Raw genomic sequence first — 6039 nt, forward strand, 5'->3', positions numbered from 1 at the left:
GGCGACCTCGCGCAGCGCGGGCTTCGCGCAGAACGCGATACCCACCCCGGCGGCCGAGAGCATGTCGATGTCGTTAGCGCCGTCGCCCACCGCCACGGTCTGAGTGAGCGAAATGCCGAGGTGGTCGGCGCATCGGCGCAGGTATTCGGCCTTCGCCTGCCTGTCCACGACCTCCCCGACCACGCGCCCGGTGAGCTTGCCGTCGACGATCTCCAGCGTGTTCGCCTTGTAGAAGTCCAGGCCGAGATCCTCGGCGAGGTTCTCGATCACCTGCGTGAACCCGCCTGAGACGACCCCGCAGCGGATCCCGAGCCGCTTGAGGGTGCGGATCGTCGTCCGCGCTCCGGGGGTCAGCTCGATCTCGGCGGCCACGTCGTCGATCACGGTGGCGGGCAGGCCTTCAAGGGCCCGGACCCGCTCGTGGAGGGATTCGGCGAAGTCGAGCTCCCCGCGCATCGCGCGCTCGGTGACGGCGGCGACCTCCGCCTCCCGGCCCGCGCGAGCCGCGAGCATCTCGATGACCTCGCCCTGGACAAGCGTCGAATCGACGTCGAACATGACGAGTCGCTTGGCGCGCCGGGCGAGGCCCGCGCGCTCGATGGAGAGGTCGACCCCGAGCTCGTCGGACAGCGGCGCGAGCTGGACGCGCAGCTGCTCATCGGAGGAGCGCGAGCGGTCCTCGGTGGAGACTTCGAGTTCGAGGCCGGTGACCGGGTAGTCGGCGATCCTGTGGATCGTGTCGATGTTCGCGCCGATCGAGGCGAGCGCCGCGCCGATCGCGCCGAGTGCCGCGGCAGAGACCGGCTGGCCCAGGATCGTGACGACATGGGTGCTGGGCCCCGCATGAGGGTCCGGGGTATCGGTCTGCACCGTGATGTCCATGCCGAGCCCCTCGGCCGCCTCAGCGACCTCGGCGGCCATGTCCGCGACGGCCCCGCCGTCTGCATCGCCCGCGGCAGAGACGAACACGCCGAGCGTGAGGTGCCCGTTGACCACGACCTGCTCGACGTCGAGGAGATCCGCGCCGTGCTTGGCGAGGACGGTGACCACGCCCGAGGTGACACCCGGGTGGTCGGGGCCGGAGACGGTGATGAGGACGGTCGACTTCGCGGCGCTCACGGCACCTGCCTTTCCATCGTGCGCGGACGCCCCAGGCGGGCGCGCGGCGGTTTCGAACTCGCGGTTCGCTGCGGATTCTCCACCCGGAATCCTAGCCGGAGCCCTACCGGCGGGATCACCCGGCAAATACCAGTGGCGCGTGGCCCCTGTGCGGGACCACGCGCCACCGCGTGGATCTTCTTGCCTGAGCCGGCTGCGCCTAGTGGCGTCCGCCAACGTGGGCTTCGTCGCGCATGCGCTCCACCATGTGCGGGTAGTGCAGCTCGAACGCGGGGCGCTCGGAGCGGATACGCGGCAGCGAGGTGAAGTTGTGGCGCGGCGGCGGGCAGCTCGTGGCCCACTCGAGGGAGTTGCCCGCGCCCCACGGATCGTCGGTGGTGACGATCTCGCCGTAGCGCCAGCTGTGGATGATGTTCCACACGAAGGGCAGGAACGAGAGGCCAAGGATGAACGCGCCGACCGTCGAGATCATGTTGAGCACGGTGAAGTGATCGGTCGCGAGGTAGTCGGCGTAGCGGCGCGCCATGCCCTGGTTACCGAGCCAGTGCTGGACCAGGAACGTGGTGTGGAAGCCGATGAAGGTGAGCCAGAAGTGCCACTTGGCCAGCGTCTCGCTGTACATGCGACCGGTCATCTTCGGGAACCAGAAGTAGACGCCCGCCATGGTCGCGAACACGATCGTGCCGAAGAGCACGTAGTGGAAGTGCGCGACGATGAAGTAGGAGTCCGAGAGCTGGAAGTCGATCGGCGCCGAGGCCATCATGACGCCCGTGAGGCCACCGAAGAGGAACGAGGTGATGAAGCCGCAGGCGAACAGCATCGGGGCCTCGAACGTGATCTGGCCCTTCCACATCGTGCCGATCCAGTTGAAGAACTTCACGCCCGCGGGGACGGCGATGAGGAAGGTCATGAAGGAGAAGAACGGGAGCAGCACGGCGCCCGTGACGAACATGTGGTGCGCCCACACCGCGACCGACAGCGCGCCGATCGCGAGCGTCGCGAAGACGAGGCCAGCGTAGCCGAAGAGCGGCTTTCGTGAGAACACCGGGAAGATCTCGGTGACGATGCCGAAGAAGGGCAGCGCGAGGATGTACACCTCGGGATGGCCGAAGAACCAGAACAGGTGCTGCCACATGATGGCGCCGCCATTGGCCGGATCGAAGAGGTGGCCGCCGAACTGGCGGTCGTAGAAGACGCCGAGCGCCGCGGCCGTGAGGATCGGGAAGATGAAGAGGATGAGCACCGAAGCGACAAGGACGTTCCACGTGAAGATCGGCATGCGGAAGAAGGTCATACCCGGGGCGCGCATGCAGACGATCGTCGTGACGAAGTTGACGCCACCGAGGATGGTGCCGACACCACCGGTGCCGACACCGATGATCCAGAGATCCGCGCCGACCTGCGGCGAGTGCACCGCGTCCGCGAGCGGCATGTACATGGTCCAGCCGAACGCGGCGGCGCCGCCGGGCGTGATGAAGCCCGTGAGCATGATGATGCCGCCGGCAAGGAACATCCAGTAGCCGAACGCGTTGAGTCGCGGGAACGCCACGTCCGGGGCGCCGATCTGCAGCGGCATGATGTAGTTGCCGAAGCCGACGACGATCGGGGTGCCGTAGAGCAGCAGCATCACCGTGCCGTGCATGGTGAACAGCTGGTTGAACTGCTCGTTGGAGAGGAACTGCATGCCGGGCATGAAGAGCTCGGCACGGATCAGCAGGGCCATGAGGCCGCCGATGAAGAAGAACACGAAGCACGTGATGATGTACATCAGACCGAGCTGCTTGTGATCCGTGGTGGTCAGCAGCTTCCAGATCTGCGAGCCCTTACGGCCCGTACCGAACGGCGTCCCTGCCGGGGTATCGAGCTCGTGCACCGGGCGTGGTGCGACTGTAGTCATTGGGCTCCTCCTGAAAGTCTTGCCCCTGCGTTGCCGATTCATCCGCCGGAGCCCGCTCTATCGCCCCGAAGGACGACACACCGCTGCTCTACTCGAATGCGCTGTGTCCCATCCTAGACCGGAGCCCCAACGTTCTCTCATATGGGCCCACCCTTTTATGTGTATTTCTCAGGAGGCGCGCGCGGGCGGCCGCCCGTCATCGCCCAATACCGGGCCCGGCGAGGCCTTTTCGAGTGTCCCGCCCGCCCGCGCGTCCGCCGGTCTCCTACCCTGTTGAGGTGCGGTATTTCTCGACTCGATCCTCCAGACGCGCCGGAGCGCCCGGCCTTTCCCGTCTCACGGGGCTTGGCGGCCTCGGCGTAGTCGGGCTCGCGCTCACGGCGTGCGGCCCTTCGCTCGTGGCGATGGACGACTCCCCCATCACGTCGTCGACCCCGTCGCGGGCCGCCGGCGAGGAGCTCATCCGCTCGGGCGAGCCGGACGAGAATTGCGCCCCCGAGCCGCTCCCCGCAGACGAGGGCGCGACGGCGCGCGTCGCCGTTTCCCTCGACGAGTCGAAGGGTGAGCGCCCGCAGACCGTGCAGGTCCCCACGGATCCGCAGAGAATCCTCGCGCTCGGTTACGGCGCTGCGGACGCCGCGTGCGCCCTCGGACTCCAGGACCGCGTCGCCGCGACGTCGGCGCTCCCCGCCGATGCGGACGCAGTACTCCCCTCCCGGCTCACCGAGGCCCCGCGCGTCGACCCCACGGATCCCGCGTTCGCCGCCCAGGTCGCGGACATCCACCCCGATGTCGTGCTTGTGGGTAACGATGCGGGGATCAACCGAGACCGGGTCGGGCGGCTCGTGGGTGACGACAGCGTTCCCGTGATCTTCTACGAGTCCGAATCCTCGGCCACCTCTTGGTCCGATGCGGCCGCTCTCGCCGGTGCCGCGCTCGGGCACGAGAAGTCGATGAACTCGCTCCTGCGGGATTTCATCGCCTCCACCGACGAGGCCGCCAAGGCTTCCAATCCCCAGGACACCCGCGTATCGGTCGTCCAGTTCTCGGGGACCGAGCCGCACATCGCCTCCCCCGACATCCTCGGGGTCCGGGTCCTCACCGCGATGGGCGCTTCCCGCCCGCCGTCCCAGCTCGTATCCAAGGACGGCAATCCCGAGACTCCGCCGGTCCACAATCCGGCCGTCGGGGATCCGCTCTCGGGCGACGTCATCTTCTCCATCGAGCCCTCCGTGCCGGGTGGGCAGGACGACATGCGGAAGGTCTTCGAATCCGAGCGGTGGAAGGCGCTGCCGGCGGACAAGGACCGCCGGGTGTTCGTCGTGCAGCCGGCCGTGTGGGAGGGCCGCGGGCTCGCCGCGGCGCGCGTCGCCGTCGGGGATATCGCCGGGAACGTCAACCGCTTCGCCGCAGACGGCTAGCGGGCGCCCTGTTGGGGCGCCCGCCAGTTGCTTGACTATTCGTTTTTCGAGCCTGGGGTCGAACCCGAAGCCGATCCAGGTGTCGGGCCAGGGCCGCACAGGCGCCGGGTTCTAGAAGTCCCAGTCCTCGTCTTCCGTGGCGACGGCCTTGCCCATCACGTAGGAGCTGCCCGAGCCCGAGAAGAAGTCGTGGTTCTCGTCCGCGTTGGGACTCAGCGCCGAGAGGATCGCCGGGTCGACTTCCGTCTCGTCCTTCGGGAACATGGCCTCGTAGCCGAGGTTCATGAGCGCCTTGTTCGCGTTGTACCGCATGAACTTCTTGACGTCCTCGGTCCAGCCGACCTCGTCGTAGAGGTTCTCGGCGTAGTCCGACTCGTTCTCGTAGAGCTCGAACATGAGGTCGAAGGTGTACACCTTGAGTTCCTCGCGCTCGGCCTCGGTGAGGCGCTCGAGCCCGCGCTGGTACTTGTAGCCGATGTAGTAGCCGTGCACCGCCTCGTCGCGGATGATGAGCCGGATGATGTCCGCGGTGTTGGTGAGCTTCGCCCGCGAGGACCAGTACATGGGCAGGTAGAAACCCGAGTAGAAGAGGAACGACTCGAGCAGGGTCGAGGCGATCTTCCGGTGCAGCGGGTTCGTGCCGGCGTAGTCCTCGAGGACGATCTTCGCCTTGCGCTGCAGGTACGGGTTCTCCTCGGCCCAGCGGAACGCTGCATCGATCTGCGGGGTCGAGCACAGGGTGGAGAAGATGGTCGAGTAGCTCTTCGCGTGCACCGACTCCATGAAGGCGATGTTGGTGTACACCGCCTCCTCGTGCGGGGTGAAGGCGTCCGGGATCATCGACACGGCTCCGACGGTGCCCTGCATGGTGTCGAGGAGGGTGAGCCCGGTGAACACCCGGATGGTGAGCTCCTGCTCCTTATCGGTGAGGGTCTGCCACGACTGGATGTCGTTGGAGACCGGCACCTTCTCGGGGAGCCAGAAGTTGGTGGTGAGGCGGTCCCAGACCTGATCGTCGACCTCGTCCGTAACGCGGTTCCAGTTGATCGCCGACACGCGTTCGGTGAGCTTCGGGGTGATCCCCGCAGCAGGGCTGTGGGCGCCAGGGGCGTGCTGCTCTGAGGTGGTCACTTCTACTGTGCCTGTTCTTTCTTCTCGTGGATGCATGGCGGTTGTGGCGCGAGGCGGGGAGTCTCCTCCCCGCCGCCTACAGCATGCAGCTGACGCAGCCCTCGACCTCGGTGCCCTCGAGGGCGAGCTGACGCACTCGGATGTAATACAGCGTCTTGATCCCCTTGCGCCACGCGTAGATCTGCGCGCGGTTGACCTCGCGGGTGTCCGCAGTGTCCTTGAAGAAGAGCGTGAGCGACAGGCCCTGGTCCACGTGCTGCGTGGCAGCGGCGTAGGTGTCGATGATCTTCTCGTAGCCGATCTCGTACGCATCCTGGTAGTAGTCCAGGTTCTCGTTGGTGAGGTACGGCGCCGGGTAGTAGACGCGGCCGATCTTGCCTTCCTTGCGGATCTCGATCCGCGAGGCGACCGGGTGGATCGACGAGGTCGAGTTGTTGATGTAGGAGATCGAGCCGGTCGGCGGCACCGCCT

4 protein-coding genes and 1 pseudogene are annotated in these 6039 nt (G+C 66.8%); 1 reads left to right on the forward strand and 4 read right to left on the reverse strand.

The features are described from left to right. On the reverse strand, positions 1-1119 hold a 1119-nt coding region (gene serB / locus V7E05_RS13155; RefSeq protein WP_333620095.1), incomplete at its 3' end, for a phosphoserine phosphatase SerB. A 199-nt stretch (positions 1120-1318) separates the two neighbouring features. Continuing rightward, entirely contained in the window at positions 1319-3016 is a 1698-nt protein-coding gene (gene ctaD / locus V7E05_RS13160; protein ID WP_333620096.1) for an aa3-type cytochrome oxidase subunit I, read from the reverse strand. Between the two features lie 404 nt (positions 3017-3420). Here ctaD and V7E05_RS13165 point away from each other — a divergent pair, with 404 nt between their 5' ends. Then, positions 3421-4437 carry an ABC transporter substrate-binding protein gene (locus V7E05_RS13165; RefSeq protein WP_333620097.1) on the forward strand — a complete coding sequence of 339 codons (1017 nt, stop codon included), beginning with the start codon at positions 3421-3423 and terminating at the stop codon, positions 4435-4437. A gap of 111 nt (positions 4438-4548) precedes the next feature. On the opposite strand, the gene nrdF is transcribed toward V7E05_RS13165, so the two are convergent. Together nrdF and V7E05_RS13175 are read right to left on the reverse strand one after the other, a co-directional pair. Further along, a complete protein-coding gene (gene nrdF, locus V7E05_RS13170; RefSeq protein ID WP_442891680.1) occupies positions 4549-5604 on the reverse strand; it encodes a class 1b ribonucleoside-diphosphate reductase subunit beta in 1056 nt (351 codons plus the stop codon). A 40-nt stretch (positions 5605-5644) separates the two neighbouring features. Next, positions 5645-6039: pseudogene (locus V7E05_RS13175) on the reverse strand (class 1b ribonucleoside-diphosphate reductase subunit alpha); the annotation flags it as partial.

It is taken from the genome of Dietzia sp. (assembly GCF_036741115.1).
Lineage (GTDB): Bacteria > Actinomycetota > Actinomycetes > Mycobacteriales > Mycobacteriaceae > Dietzia.

What these genes read in the sequence shown, in the direction of transcription:
- V7E05_RS13165 (WP_333620097.1), top strand. Translation starts at nt 3,421, where the DNA reads ATGGACGACTCCCCCATCACGTCGTCGACCCCGTCGCGGGCCGCCGGC.
- ctaD (WP_333620096.1), bottom strand. Translation starts at nt 3,016, where the DNA reads ATGACTACAGTCGCACCACGCCCGGTGCACGAGCTCGATACCCCGGCA.
- nrdF (WP_442891680.1), bottom strand. Translation starts at nt 5,604, where the DNA reads ATGCATCCACGAGAAGAAAGAACAGGCACAGTAGAAGTGACCACCTCA.